This window comes from Streptomyces sp. 3-6 (assembly GCF_056323165.1).
Window position 1 is genome coordinate 43,356 of sequence record NZ_JBWHZP010000015.1, and the last position, 12,907, is coordinate 56,262.

Here is a 12,907-nt window from a genome sequence, read left to right on the forward strand (position 1 = left end):
CCGCCGACCCCGCGGCCCCCGGCCCCGCGGCCCCGGCCCCGCCGCTCAGCGCTCCGCGCGCCGGGCCTCCCGTATGCGGCGCAGGCGGTTGACCGTGACCGGGTCGTGGGCCAGGGCGTGGGGGTCGTCGAGCAGGGCGTTGAGCAGCTGGTAGTAGCGCACCGGGGCCAGGCCCAGGCGTTCGCGTATCGCGCGCTCCTTCGCGCCGGGGCCGGGAAAGCCACGGCGTTCCAGCGCGAGGATGTCCTGCTCGCGCCGGCCCAGTCCGGCCGCCGGCCGGGCCGTCCCCGATTCCTCGTCCATGTCCCGCACCGTAACCCCCGCCACCGACAACGGCCCGGGCCCGGCGGCCCAGGAGGCCCCCACGGGTGTCCCGGAGGCTCGCCCGGTAACCGCCGGGGGCGCCGTCACCGGTCGCCGCCCTCCGTGCGGGTGGCGGTGGCCTGGAGGCCGGAGAGGACGACGGCGGGGCTGCCGCCGGGGGCGACGGCCTTGCCGATCTGCTTCTTGATCTGCGCGTTGACGGCCGCCCAGGAGGTCTCGCCGACCGGGTACAGCTCGGACGTCCCGAGCTGGTCGAGGAAGGGCTTGAGATCCTTGTCGTCGGCGGACTCCGCCATCACGCGGGACGCGGACTGGGTGACCGGCAGCAGGTTGTAGGTGCGGGAGAACGTCAGCACGTTCTTCTCGCTGTAGACGGCGTCGAGGAAGTCGCCGATCGCCTCGCGGTGGCCGTTCTCCTTGAAGGCCATCATCCAGTCGGAGACGCCGAGGGTGGCCCGGCTCTCCCCGTCGACGCCGGGCGTGGGCACCATGCCGTACTCCACCCCCTTCCGCTCGGCGAGCTTCATCAGCGAGGGGTGCCCGTTGAGCATGCCCACGTCCCCCGCGGCGAAGGCGGCGAAGGCGTCCGCCCGGTCCAGCTCGCCGGGGGCGACGGGGCCGGTGAGACCGGCGCCGACCAGTTCGTCCTTCAGCCAGGTGAGGGTGTCGACGTTCTCGACGGAGTCGATGGTGTAGGCGCCCCGGTCGTCGGTGTAGCCGCCGTCGCCGCTGAGCAGCCACTGCATCGTCTCGGCCTGCGCCTCCTCGGGCCCGAGCGGCAGCGCGTAGGGGTACTTCACGCCCTCGGCCTTCAGCTTCGTGGCGTTGTCGACGAGGTCGTCCCACGTCTTCGGCGGGGTGAGCCCGGCCTCGTCGAAGAGGTCCTTGTTGTAGAACAGCACGCGGGTGGAGGAGGCGAAGGGCACCCCGTACTGCACCGAGGCGACCTTGCCGGCGTCCGTCAGCTGGGAGAGGAGGTCGGCCTGGACGGGGATGGAGAGCACCTCGCGCGCCTTGTACAGCAGGCCCTGCTGCGCGTAGTCGGCGTACGCGCCGATCTGCGCCAGGTCCGGCGGGTCGCCCGCGTCGACCATCTCCTTGACCTTGCGGTCGACGTCGTTCCAGGAGTAGACGCTGACGTCGACCTTCACGCCCGGGTGCCCGGCCTCGAAGTCCTCGACGAGTTCCGCCCAGTACTTCCGGGTGCTGTTGGCCGAGCTGTCCCCGTAGTCGGCGGCGACCAGCTTCAGCGTCACGCCGGAGGAGTCACCGCCACCGCATCCGCCGAGGACTCCGACGAGTCCCAGTGCGGAGACCACCGCGATCGCCCGTGTCCTGACCCGCCGCTGCACTGCTCACTGCCCCAACCCCGGCGACCGGGTCGCCGTTCGAAATTTTTCGATAACCGGAATAAGGTCTACACCACGTGAGTGGACTAGACCTCTCCCGGGTGCCGGGGTCACACTGTCCTCGTGGAACATGTCATCGCCCTCGACGTGGGCGGCACCGGGATGAAGGCTGCCCTGGTCGGGGCGGGCGGCGAGCTGCTGCACCAGGCGCGCCGCGCCACCGGCCGCGAGCGCGGCCCCGAAGCCGTCGTCGCCGGGATCCTCGACTTCGCCGCCGACCTGCACGCCCACGGCACCGGCCGCTTCGGCCGCCCCGCCTCCGCGGCGGGCCTCGCCGTCCCCGGCATCGTCGACGAGGGCACCGGCACCGCCGTCTACGCGGCCAACCTCGGCTGGCGCGACGTCCCGCTGCGCGCGCTCCTCACCGAACGGCTCGGCGGCATCCCCGTCGCCGTCGGCCACGACGTGCGCGCCGGCGGGCTCGCCGAGGGCCGGATCGGCGCGGGCCGGGGCGCCGACCGGTTCCTGTTCGTGCCGCTGGGCACCGGCATCGCGGGCGCCATCGGCATCGACGGACGGGTGGAGGCCGGAGCGCACGGCTTCGCCGGCGAGATCGGTCACGTCGTCGTCCGGCCCGGCGGCGTCCCCTGCCCGTGCGGCCAGCGCGGCTGCCTGGAGCGGTACGCGTCCGCCTCGGCCGTCAGCGAGGCGTGGGCGGCGGCCTCCGGCGACCCCGCCGCCGACGCGGCCGACTGCGCCGCGGCCGTCGAGGCCGGGGACGAACGGGCCCGCACGGTCTGGCACGGCGCGGTCGACGCGCTCGCCGACGGGCTGGTCACCGCGCTCACCCTGCTGGACCCCCGCACGCTGATCGTCGGTGGCGGGCTCGCCGAGGCGGGGGAAACCTTGTTCACACCACTGCGGGAGGCCGTCCGGCGGCGGGTCACCTTCCAGAAGATGCCGTCCCTGGTCCCCGCGGCCCTCGGGGACACCGCCGGATGCCTGGGCGCGGGACTCCTCGCCCGGGACCTGCTCACCCCCGCCGACTCCCCGGACCCCTCGGAGGTATCCGCCTGATGGCCCCCACCACTGTTCTCACCGGTGCCCGGGTGGTCCTGCCCACCGGGACCGTGGACGACGGCCGCGTGATCGTCGAGGGCACGCGGATCGTCGCCGGGGGTCCCCCCGCGTCCGCCACCGCCCCCGCGGGCGACGTCAGCACGGTCGACCTGACCGGCCACTGGGTGGTGCCCGGCTTCGTCGACCTGCACAACCACGGCGGCGGCGGCGCCTCCTTCACCTCCGGCACCGCCGACGACGTCCTGCACGGCATCCGCACCCACCGGGAGCACGGCACCACCACCCTGGTCGCCTCCACCGTCACCGGCGAGATGGACACCCTCGTCCAGCGCGCCGGCCTCCTCGCCGAACTGGCCCAGCAGGGCGACCTGGCCGGCATCCACTTCGAGGGCCCCTTCATCTCCCCCTGCCGCAAGGGCGCGCACTCCGAGGAACTGCTGCGCGACCCCGACCCGGCGGAGGTCCGCAAGCTGATCGACGCCGCCCACGGCCACGCCCGGATGGTCACCCTCGCCACCGAACTGCCCGGCGGTCTGGACTCCGTGCGCCTGCTGGCCGAGCACGGCGTGATCGCGGCCGTCGGCCACACCGACGCCACCTACGAGCAGACGGTCGCCGCCATCGACGCGGGCGCCACCGTCGCCACCCACCTGTTCAACGCCATGCCCGCCCTCGGCCACCGCTCCCCCGGCCCCATCACCGCCCTGCTGGAGGACGAGCGGGTCACCGTCGAGCTGATCAACGACGGCGTCCACCTGCACCCCGCCGCGCTCCAACTGGCGTTCCACCACGCGGGCCCCGGCCGGGTCGCCTTCATCACCGACGCCATGGACGCCGCCGGCTTCGGCGACGGCCGCTACCTGCTCGGCCCGCTGGAGGTGGAGGTCGCCGACGGCGTGGCCCGCCTGGTGGAGGGCGGCTCCATCGCCGGCTCGACGCTCACCCTGGACCGCGCCTTCCAGCGGGCGGTGACCGTCGACGGCCTGCCCGTGGAACACGTCGTCGCCGCCCTGTCCGCCAACCCCGCCCGGCTGCTGGGCCTGGACGACCGGATCGGCTCCCTCGAACCGGGCAAGGACGCCGACCTAGTCGTCCTGGACGCGGACTTCGCCCTCACCGGCGTGATGCGCCGGGGCTCCTGGGTGGTCCGTCCCCAACCGGCGTGATCCGTCCGGCCGTCGGGAGACGGTGACCGGCTCGGGGGTGGGCCGGCCGCCGTCTCTTTGGCATGATCGTGTACCTGACGGACAGGCCCGCGCGACCGACGCGGACGGCACGACGGGGAGGTCGGCACGGTGATCCTCACGGTGACGCTGAACACCGCTCTCGACATCACCCACCGTGTGCCGTCCCTGCGGCCCCACGCCTCCCACCGCGTCTCCGAGGTGGCCGAACGCCCCGGCGGCAAGGGCATCAACGTGGCCCGGGTCCTCGCCGCCCTCGGCCACGAGGTGACGGTCACCGGCTTCGCCGGCGGCACCACCGGACGCATCCTGCGCGAGCAACTCGCCGCCGTACCCGGCCTGGTGGACCGGCTGCTCCCGATCGACGGCACCACCCGGCGCACCATGACCGTCGTCGACGAGACCTCCGGCGGCACCACCCGGTTCGACGAACCCGGCCCCACGGTCTCCCCCGCGGAGTGGTCCGCCTTCCAGGAGGCCTACGAAGCCCTCCTCCCGTCCGCCGCCGCGGTGGCCCTGTGCGGCAGCCTCCCGCCGGGCGTCCCCGTCGGCGCCTACGCCGGCCTGCTGCGCACCGCCCGCGCGGCCGGGGTGCCCACCCTCCTCGACACCGGCGGGGCGGCCCTGCGCCGCGGCATCGCGGGACGCCCCGACATCCTCAAGCCCAACGCCGACGAACTGGCCGAACTGACCGGCTCCCACGAGCCGTCGACCGCCACCCGGGACGCCCGCCGCCGGGGCGCGGGCGCGGTGGTCGCCTCCCTCGGCCCGGACGGCCTGCTCGCCCTCACCCCCGAGGGCCGCTGGCGCGCCACACCCCCGGCCCGCCTGCACGGCAACCCGACCGGCGCCGGCGACTCGGCTGTCGCGGGCCTGCTGTCGGGCCTGGTCGAGAACCTCCCCTGGCCGGACCGCCTCACCCGCGCGGTCGCCCTGTCGGCGGCCACGGTCCTGTCACCGGTGGCGGGCGAGTTCGACCGGGCGGCGTACGAGGAGCTGCGGGAGCGGGTGACGGTGGAGCGGGAGGCGAGTGCGGCCTAGGGGCTGTGTGATGTCGTGATCACACGGTGTACTTGAGCGAGTCGTCGATCCAGATTATGGAGGCTCGGAGGTGGAGGCCGGCAAGGTAGCTTTCGGGTGACTTGTCGTAGCGGGTGGCGACGCCCCGCCAGGCTTTCAGCTTGTTGATCAGGCGTTCGACAGTGTTCCGTTCCTTGTAGAGGTCGGCGTCGTGGCTGATGGACCGGCCGCCGCGTGAGCCCTTTTTCTTGCGATTTGCGGCCTGGTCCTTCTTCTCCGGGATGACTGCTTTGATGTTGCGTTTTCGCAGGTAGCGGCGGTTTCCGCGCGATGAGTAGGCCTTGTCACCGGCGACTGCGCCAGGTTTGGTGCGGGGACGGCCGACCGGCAGACGGACTCGCACTTTCTCGAGCACGGGGATGAACTGCGGACTGTCCGCGGCCTGCCCGGCGGTCAAGACGAAGGCGAGCGGACGGCATCTGCGGTCCGCCGCGAGATGAATCTTGCTGGTGAGGCCGCCCCGGGACCGGCCGAGCAGGGCTTGCTTCAGACGGAGCTTGTGTCGGCGCCGGATACGCCGGCGCTCGTCCTGTCCGTTCTGTTCCTCCGTACCACCCCTTTTTGCCGGGCTGTCTCCTGCTTGTGCGCAGCCTCCTCCAGGGCCGACATGAGGTGCTTGCTGACGCGGAGCCCCGCGGCGTCATGGTGGGCACGGACCGTAGTGGAGTCCACGCTGACCAGCGATAAATCTGTTTGCTCCGCGCGGGCTGCCTGAGCGATCAGGCCTTCCAGCAGGGCGGTGAACACACCGGCGTCTCGCCAGATGCGGAAACGTCCGTAGACGGTGGCCCATGGGCCGAACTCGGCAGGCATCTCCCGCCACTGACCGCTGGAGCGGAACCGCCAGATCACCCCCTCAAACTGTTCCCGCAAACGCTCCGGATACGGGCCGTACTTACCGATCGGCAGATACGGCTCGATGAACTTCCACTGAGCATCGGTGAGTTGCCTACGCGTCACGACCACAGTCCTACCGGCTTCCACCTCGCGAAGAGCTCAGAACCCGGCAACTAATCACGACAACACACAGGCCCCAGGAGTCGCCGGCGCCGCGCCACCCTCAGGCCGACGATGGTCCGAGGGTGACGCGGCGTGTGGACAGCCTTAGGGGCACCGGCAGTTGGCGACGAGGGCGTTGTCGGAGGGGTGCTCTACCGTGTTGATCAGCATCGGGCTCCGCCCGCACGGTGCCGGTCACCGATCCCTCGTCAGAAAGCGAACTCGTGAGCAACTGGGACAGCACAGTCGGCCCCTCCGGCGATCCCGTGGGGCAGACGTCCCGCAGCAGTGCCTTCCGGGCCTTCGCCCGGCGGCACGGGGTGTCCGACGACGCCATCACCCGCCTGCTGTGGAGCATGGAGCCGGCCGTGTACTTCAAGCAGAAGACGCCGGAGAGCGTCCGGCCCGGCGACCGGGTGATCGGTCACATCGGAGGGGCGCCGGCGCTGCCCCTGGACATGGAGTGGAAGGTGGGCGACATCTTCGTCGCATCCTTCGACCTCGCCGCGGTGCCCCGCACGCTGTTCGACGACGGGCTGCCCCGGGAGGGGCACCTCCTGCTGTTCACCTGGTCGGACGCTGGCGGCGGCAAGGCGCTCTACATACCGCCCGGGACCAAGACGACCGTGCGCCCGGCCCCCGTCCCGAGCGAACTGGACCTGCAGTTCGGGTCCTCCCACATGATGCTGGACCGCTGGACCATGGTCGCCTCCCACAACGACGCATGGGACGCCCACGCCTGGCTCATCGGCGAGGACCACGGGGGCATCTGGGGTGAGCCGGAAGGGGAGGAAGCCGAGTGGCACGCTCGGCTGGAGGCCGCCGTCGAGGAGTACGCCGCCAAGGTCGGCGTCAGACCGGCCATGGACAACAGCACCGACAAGCTGCGGGGAGTGCAGGGGAACATCCACCACAGCTGGGACAAGAGCACAGAGGCGTTCCAGCGCCTGCGGGAGGAGGCGGTCCGCGAACTCAGGGACGCCCCGGAGCGGTTCGACGAGGTCTACGACCGGGCATGGCGGGAGCTGCCCGGACAACCGCTGTTGCACCTCGCGACCTTCAACATGGAGTCGCTCCAGTACGACTGGATGGACGGCGACATCAGCTGGTTGATCAGCCGCGACGACCTTCACGCCAGACGGTTCGACAAGGTCGAGCACTACTGGTTGGGCTGATTTCTGCGGTTCGGCCTGTCCCGGAGGCCTCGTGACCACCGCGTGATCACGACATCACACACCCCCTAGGTGTTGCCGGCCAGGACGTCGGTGACGCCCCACGGCCATGTTGACCTTCGAGTTGGTTGAAGCTCGATGATGGCGAGGTGCCGAATTCCGAGCTGATGCCCATCGGGGTCTTTGCCCAGCACACTGGTCTGACCGCCAGCGCGTTGCGGTTCTACTCCGACTCCGGGCTGCTGTCCCCAGCCGAAGTGGACCCGGTCTCGGGTTACCGCTATTACGGCGCTGACCAAGTGGCGCGGGCGACCGCGCTGCGTCAGCTCCGCGAGATCGCCATGCCTCTGGCTGCGGTGGAGGCGGTCCTGGACGCTGGGGCCGACGTAGCAGCGCGGCTGCTCGACGAGCATGTTGCCAAGATCGTCGAGGATGCGGCGTCAGCGCGGCAGAAGGTTGCGGTCATCAAGTCCATGCTCGGCGCGAGCGTGCCCAGTCTGTTGATCGCCACCCTGAAGGGACCCGTACTGGCGGATGCGGTCGATCAGGTCCTGACCTCGACGGCGCACGAACCGGGGATCGCAGTGCTCGCCGGCGTGCACATCGAGGCGAGTCACGAGGCGATCGCCCTGACGGCGACTGACCGCTACCGGCTCTCCACCCGGACCCTGGTGCCGGCACGGCCCGTACCGCAGACGTGGGTCGGCACGGTCGACGGCGACGACCTGCGGGCCGCGGTCGCCGCAGTCCGGCGCAGTGCGCTGGTCCACATAGAAACGGTGCCGCACGGGATCTGGCTGCGCATGCCCGGGCAGGAGGACCGGCACTGCCGGTTGCTGTCCGACGACTTCCCCGACCACCGGCTGATGCTCGCTTCCCTGGATGAGGTCACCACCCGTGTGACAGTCTCGAAGAATCTTCTGCTGCGTGCCGTCGAAGAGCACCCCGGCGAACATGTCGCGCTGCACGTCTCCGCTCAGGCAGTGAGCGTCAGGATCCCGAACGACGAGCACGCCGGTGTTCAGCTCCCCGCCACCGTGACGGGCCCGGCCCTTGAGATCCGGTTCGAGATGACCACGCTCTATCCCGCCGTGAGCACGGCCATCGGCCCCGACGTGATGCTCGACCTGAGGGGACACGACCGACCCGTCACGATCCGCTCCGCCGTCCGTGGCGATCTCACCACCCTGGCCATGCCCACCACATCCGACCGCTCAGCTTGAGAACGACCACGAGGACCACGCCATGTCTGCACCTACGGCACCCGCCAGCCCCGACCCGACGATGGAGGCCATCGGCCAGGCCGTTACTGAAGGCCGAACGGGCAACACTCACTCCGCCCGCACCAAGCTCCTGAACCTGTGGTCGGCGATCGGCGTCACCGGCGACCCACTGCACCGGTGCTCACTCGCCCACTACCTGGCGGATCTCTATGAGGATCCCGCCCAGGCCCTGGCCTGGGATGTCCGTGCCCTGGACGCTGCCGATGCGGTGACCGAACAGCGCGTCCAGGAGCACCACGCCGGCCTCCGCATCGCCGGGTTCTACCCCTCTCTCCACCTCAACCTGGCCGACAACTACCGACGACTCGGTTCCTTCGAGGCGGCCACGGAGCACATCAACGCAGCCAAAGAGCACGCCCCCAACCTCCCTCAGGACGCATACGGTGCCTTCCTGCGCACCGCCCTGGACGAGGCGGCACAGGCCATCTCCCAACGGGACACCACCAAGCGCCCCTCCGCGCCCGGTCCCACTGCATGACGCACGCGCCCCTCACCGTCGAGGGACGCCGTCGACTGGTCGAGCGTTGCCGGACGAGACCGATCGCGCCGGTCGCGGCCGAGATGGGGCGTGCCGTGGCCACATCCCGCAGCCCCTCCCGATCCGGCAGCGGCTCACGGCCGGCATGCCGGAACCCGCGATGAGATGTCGCTTCTCAAGCCTCGGCAGCAACGGCTCCAGGCGCCCCCGCCGCTCGTCCGACGCTGAGACGTACGCAGCGCCGGTCCACCTCATGTGTGTCAACCACTATGAGGATCAGAGCGTGTCTCCGTAACCGATGCACTTGCTGTCCTGAGGAATCTCAATGACGGATTCTTTCAGCTCGACGAGGAGACCGCCCACTTCTTCTCGCCCACCGGAGTACGCGACTTCAACCGCAGGAGAGGGCCCGTACGTCGTGAGAACACTCACGCCAGTCTCCTTCAATCTCCTTTCATCCAGTACCCAGTCGACGCCATCGGACGAGATGCACAGATTGATCGTGGGCTGCAGTTCATCGACGCCGCAACAGAGAACTGTCGAACCCCCGCCCCAGGAGGCAACGCCTTCACCAGTCACCCAGTCGCGGGCTTCGGAAGCGACCTCGTCAGGGGAGCGGTCGACAACTCTGGAACACGCGAAATCTTCCGCGTCAGGCCCGGAATCAATTCTGCGGGACTCCACAAAAAGGAGAACTGAGAAGATCACTGCACCTGCCGCAAGAAGCGTGAACATGCGCCTCGGTCGGAAAAGGAGCGAGTCGAGCGACCGTGACTGCCTTCGGCTTCTGTGCTGCGATTCATGGTGACCGTGCCCACGGAACGCCCCAGCTTGGCGCTCTTCCCAGCGCAGAGGCGGAGTGATGAGGTGAGGAGTTCCTTACGCCTGTGCCGCGCCTGGCAGGGCACGCCATCGGAGACTCCCTCTGTTCGTGCCACCGCGCCCCGGGCGCACTCGGTACGCGAAACCCGCCGACGCAACTCCCGCATCTGAGTGAACTACCCCCGAGGCCGCCCGGAGTTGATCGAGCCGGCACCCCCGCCCTGGCGCTTCGAGCACTGTGACACGACCCTGGACATCGAATGACCGCGGCAATCCGACTGCCGTCACCAGGCCCGGGAAGCGCGGTGCGGCCAAAACCGGGGGTGACGCCTCGGGCCAGGGCCCCGGGCGCCGTGGGGGGACTGCGGGCGGGCTACTTCTTGACCTGGCCTTCCTTGATGTAGAGCTGGTCCAGCAGGACGTTGCACTTGTCGCCGTCGTTGCAGGAGACCGAGATCGTGTTGGTGCCCTTGTTCAGGGTCGGCCAGGCGAAGGTCTTGGTCCAGCCCTTGGCGAAGTCGCCGTCCTCGGCGCCGGTGAAGTTGTCCATGTTCAGCTTGTTGCCGAACTCCTTGCCGTTGACGGTGAGCGTCATCGACTGGGGTTCACCGGCGGTGCTGTAGCCCACGAAGACGGTGTACGCGCCGTCCTTCGGGATGCCGTTGACGGTCCAGGTGACCTGGGAACCGGGCTGGTTCAGGTTGGTCACGTAGATGCCGCCGTCGGACTGGGCGCCCTCGACGTCCGACGCCAGCGAGGCACCGCCGTCCAGGCGGAGCGCCTTCGCGTCGATGGTCGGTGACGCGAAGGGCTTCCCCGCCTCGCCGTCGTCGCTCGCCGACGGGCTCGGTTCGCTGCTCTGGCTCTGCGCCGGTGTCGGGGTGGCGTCCGCCCGGTTGTCGTTCTTGTCGTCGTCGCCGCCGATCATCGCGACGCCGATGCCGATGGCGACCACGGCGACCACGGCCGTCGCACCGATCAGCAGAGCCTTGGTGTTCGGCCCGCGGCCCCGGCCGCCGCCCCCGTGCCCCGGCTGCGGGGAGTGGACGGTGGAAGAGGCGCCGCCGGGCAGCGTCTCGGGGGCCGCGTAGTGCGCGTTGGGCTGGCCGTACGTGCCCTGCTGCGGGGGTGCCTGCGGGGCGGGCGCCTGCTGGCCGTACTGCCGGGTGCCGACCGCCCGTACCCGGTTGACCGAGTTCGGGTAGCCGTAGCCCCCGGACGGCGGCTGGGCCCCATTGGCCTGACCGTCGGCGTAGAGGTAGCCGAACGGGTCGTCGTCCTCGGGCGTGCTCGCGCCGTTGTTGCCGGGCGTCATCCCTTGGTGCTCCTAGGTACTGATCGGGTGCAGAAGCGTGGTCAGAATGGCGAGCCTACCCCCATCGGATGACCCGATCGGGTGACGCGGACCGCATCAGCTTCCTGACCTGGGGTTCACCCGGCTCGACGGTGCTGTTTGGGACGGGATCGTTTCTCGACGTACATCCGTTCGTCGGCGGACTTCAGCACTTCGTCCGCCGTCATGCCGCAGTGCGCCCACCCGATGCCGAAGCTGGCGCCGACCCGTACGGCCCGCCCCTCGGCCCGGATGGGCTGGATGATCTCGTTGCGCAGCCGCACCGCGAGGTCCTGGGCGTCGGCGCGGCCGAGCCCGTCGGCGAGGATGACGAACTCGTCGCCCCCGAGCCGGGCGACGGTGTCGCCGTCGCGGACGCCGTTGCCGAGCCGGCGGGCGACCTCGATGAGGACGGCGTCGCCCGCGTTGTGCCCGAAGCGGTCGTTGATCGACTTGAAGCCGTCGAGGTCGCAGAAGAGGACCGCGAGCCCCTTGCTGCCGTCGTCGTACTCGTCGGACGGCGCGACCATGTGCACGTGGTGGTCGTAGCCGTCGTACTCGTCGGCGCCGGGCGGGAAGTCGAAGTCGTGGCCCCGGTCGAAGACGGGCGGCCCGCCGTGGGCGGCGTCGTGGGTGTCGAACGACTCGAAGGCTTCGAACGCCTCCACGGACCCGGCCGTGGGCAGCGCGGCCGGCGGGCGCTGGCGGCACAGCCGGGCGGAGAGCCGGGCGCGCAGCTCGGCGGAGTTCGGCAGGCCGGTGAGGGAGTCGTGGGAGGCGCGGTGGGCGAGGTGGAGTTCGCGCCGCTTGCGCTCCTCTATGTCCTCGACGTGGGTGAGCAGGAAACGGGGCCCGTCGGCGGCGTCGGCGACCACGCTGTTGCGCAGGGACACCCAGACGTACGTGCCGTCGCGGCGGGCCAGGCGCAGCTCGGCCCGGCCGCCCTCGGCGGAGGTGCGCAGCAGGGTGCCGATGTCCTCGGGGTGGACGAGGTCGGAGAAGGAGTAGCGGCGCATCGTGGACGCGCGGCGGCCGAGCAGCCGGCACAGGGCGTCGTTGGTGCGCAGGATCCGGCCGTGCTGGTCGCCGCCCATCTCCGCGATGGCCATGCCGGAGGGCGCGTACTCGAAGGCCTGCCGGAAGCTCTCCTCGCTGGCGCGCAGCGCCTGCTGCTCCCGCTCCAGGCGGACCAGGGCGCGCTGCATGTTCGCACGTAGACGCGCGTTGCTGATGGCGATGGCGGCCTGGAAGGCGTACATCTGGAGTGCCTCGCGGCCCCAGGCGCCGGGCCGTCGGCCGTTGCGCGGGCGGTCGACGGAGAGCACGCCGATCAGCTCGCCGGAGGTGCCGCCGCCCTGCGGGCCGGGCGCGTACATCGGCGCGAAGAGGCGGTCGGAGGGGTGCCACTCGTCCTCGAAGCGCGGCGCGGGGCCGTCGGTGTACCACTGCGGGACGTCGTCGTCGTCGAGGACCCAGCCCTCGGTGTGGGGTATGAAGATCAGGTCGCCCCAGCGCTCGCCCATGGCGAGGCGCCGGTCCCAGGACTCGCGCGAGCCGACCCGGCCGGTGATCAGGGCCTCGGCGGCGGGGTTGCCGGAGAAGGCCGCGACCACGAGGTCGCCGTCATGGCGCACGAGGTTGACACAGGCCAGCTCGTACCCGAGGGCCTCGACGACGCCGTCGGCGACGGTCTGCAGGGTGTCCGCCAGGCTTCGGGCCGTGTTCATGTCGGCCATCACCTGGTGCAGTTGTCGCAGCGACGCCAAGCGCACATAGGGTTCCGACTCGGTCTCCATGCTCGCC

Annotated in this window: 11 protein-coding genes and 1 pseudogene; 6 read left to right on the forward strand and 6 right to left on the reverse strand. The window is 70.8% G+C overall.

Translation table 11 applies throughout. From position 1 onward, the window contains the following. Positions 1-45: 45 nt before the first annotated feature. The gene (locus AC02VZ_RS19600; protein WP_476475992.1) at positions 46-303 is read right to left on the reverse strand and encodes a DUF3263 domain-containing protein; all 258 of its coding nucleotides are present in this window, start codon (positions 301-303) and stop codon (positions 46-48) included. A gap of 104 nt (positions 304-407) precedes the next feature. Continuing rightward, positions 408-1,676, reverse strand: coding sequence for an extracellular solute-binding protein (locus AC02VZ_RS19605; protein ID WP_476475993.1), 1,269 nt, complete (start codon positions 1,674-1,676; stop codon positions 408-410). Positions 1,677-1,796: 120 nt separating this feature from the next. Between AC02VZ_RS19605 and AC02VZ_RS19610 the strand changes: the two genes are divergently transcribed. The 3 genes from AC02VZ_RS19610 (at position 1,797) to AC02VZ_RS19620 (ending at position 4,978) form a co-directional block, all read left to right on the forward strand. Beyond that, the gene (locus tag AC02VZ_RS19610) at positions 1,797-2,750 is read left to right on the forward strand and encodes an ROK family protein (protein ID WP_476475994.1); all 954 of its coding nucleotides are present in this window, start codon (positions 1,797-1,799) and stop codon (positions 2,748-2,750) included. Next, positions 2,750-3,919, forward strand: a complete 1,170-nt coding sequence (nagA, locus tag AC02VZ_RS19615; RefSeq protein ID WP_476475995.1) for an N-acetylglucosamine-6-phosphate deacetylase — start codon at positions 2,750-2,752, stop codon at positions 3,917-3,919. Before AC02VZ_RS19610 ends, nagA begins: the two co-directional genes overlap by 1 nt. Before the next feature lie 129 nt (positions 3,920-4,048). Continuing rightward, positions 4,049-4,978, forward strand: coding sequence for a 1-phosphofructokinase family hexose kinase (locus AC02VZ_RS19620; RefSeq protein ID WP_476475996.1), 930 nt, complete (start codon positions 4,049-4,051; stop codon positions 4,976-4,978). 19 nt (positions 4,979-4,997) lie between these two features. On the opposite strand, the pseudogene AC02VZ_RS19625 reads toward AC02VZ_RS19620, so the two are convergent. Beyond that, positions 4,998-5,977: pseudogene (locus tag AC02VZ_RS19625) on the reverse strand (IS5 family transposase). 263 nt (positions 5,978-6,240) lie between these two features. Between AC02VZ_RS19625 and AC02VZ_RS19630 the strand changes: the two are divergent. From AC02VZ_RS19630 to AC02VZ_RS19640, 3 genes are all read left to right on the forward strand, one after another. Then, the gene (locus tag AC02VZ_RS19630; protein ID WP_125628102.1) at positions 6,241-7,191 is read left to right on the forward strand and encodes a DUF1963 domain-containing protein; all 951 of its coding nucleotides are present in this window, start codon (positions 6,241-6,243) and stop codon (positions 7,189-7,191) included. 146 nt (positions 7,192-7,337) lie between these two features. Next, positions 7,338-8,411, forward strand: coding sequence for a DNA polymerase III subunit beta family protein (locus tag AC02VZ_RS19635; RefSeq protein WP_432054851.1), 1,074 nt, complete (start codon positions 7,338-7,340; stop codon positions 8,409-8,411). A gap of 22 nt (positions 8,412-8,433) precedes the next feature. Continuing rightward, entirely contained in the window at positions 8,434-8,949 is a 516-nt protein-coding gene (locus tag AC02VZ_RS19640) for a hypothetical protein (protein WP_432054741.1), read from the forward strand. Between the two features lie 276 nt (positions 8,950-9,225). On the opposite strand, the gene AC02VZ_RS19645 is transcribed toward AC02VZ_RS19640, so the two are convergent. The 3 genes from AC02VZ_RS19645 to cdgB form a co-directional block, all read right to left on the reverse strand. After that, positions 9,226-9,684 carry a DUF3515 family protein gene (locus AC02VZ_RS19645; RefSeq protein ID WP_432054742.1) on the reverse strand — a complete coding sequence of 153 codons (459 nt, stop codon included), beginning with the start codon at positions 9,682-9,684 and terminating at the stop codon, positions 9,226-9,228. 460 nt (positions 9,685-10,144) lie between these two features. After that, positions 10,145-11,086, reverse strand: coding sequence for a carbohydrate-binding protein (locus AC02VZ_RS19650; protein ID WP_432054743.1), 942 nt, complete (start codon positions 11,084-11,086; stop codon positions 10,145-10,147). Between the two features lie 116 nt (positions 11,087-11,202). Then, positions 11,203-12,900, reverse strand: coding sequence for a diguanylate cyclase CdgB (gene cdgB / locus AC02VZ_RS19655; protein WP_432054744.1), 1,698 nt, complete (start codon positions 12,898-12,900; stop codon positions 11,203-11,205). Between the last annotated feature and the right edge of the window lie 7 nt (positions 12,901-12,907).